This is a genomic window from Idiomarina sp. 28-8 (assembly GCF_000320945.2).
Classification (GTDB): domain Bacteria; phylum Pseudomonadota; class Gammaproteobacteria; order Enterobacterales; family Alteromonadaceae; genus Idiomarina; species Idiomarina loihiensis.
Genome location: NZ_BANL01000055.1, coordinates 1 through 824, shown reverse-complemented (window position 1 = coordinate 824; position 824 = coordinate 1). Strand labels below are relative to the sequence as shown.

Annotated in this window: 1 protein-coding gene; it reads right to left on the bottom strand. The window is 49.6% G+C overall.

The features are described 5' to 3' along the window. Positions 1–28 precede the first annotated feature (28 nt). Positions 29–824, bottom strand: a 796-nt coding sequence (locus tag RJ32_RS00100) for an elongation factor Tu (protein WP_034823227.1), incomplete at its 5' end; no start/stop codon positions are given.

The window sequence follows — 824 nt, the reverse complement described above, 5'->3', positions numbered from 1 at the left end:
GCCGGGCTCTTAAAATCAACAGGACTGCTTAGTCCATGATTTTTGATACAACGCCTGCACCTACGGTACGGCCACCCTCACGGATAGCGAAACGCAGACCTTCGTCCATTGCGATTGGAGCAATCAAATCTACAACAAACTTCAGGTTATCACCAGGCATGACCATTTCTACGCCTTCTGGCAATTCTACAGCACCTGTTACGTCCGTTGTACGGAAGTAGAACTGTGGACGGTAGCCTTTAAAGAATGGCGTGTGACGGCCACCTTCGTCTTTGCTCAGTACGTAAACTTCCGCTTCGAACTTAGTATGCGGAGTAATTGTACCTGGCTTCGCCAGGACCTGACCACGCTCTACGTCGTCACGCTTAGTACCACGCAACAAGGCACCGATGTTCTCGCCTGCACGACCTTCGTCAAGCAGCTTACGGAACATTTCAACACCCGTAACGGTGGTCTTCGTCGTATCTTTCATACCAACGATTTCACACTCGTCGCCTGTACGCACGATACCGCGCTCTACACGACCCGTTACTACCGTACCACGACCTGAAATCGAGAATACGTCTTCGATTGGCATGATGAATGGCTTATCGATGTCACGCTCTGGCTCTGGGATGTAGTTATCCAGTGCGTCGGCTAATTCAACAATTTTCTTAGCGTAGTCTTCGTCGCCTTCCAGCGCTTTCAGTGCTGAGCCCTGAATTACTGGTAAATCGTCGCCCGGGAAGTCATATTCTGACAACAGTTCACGAACTTCCATTTCTACCAGCTCTAACAGCTCTTCGTCGTCGACCATGTCACATTTGTTCATGAATACAACGATG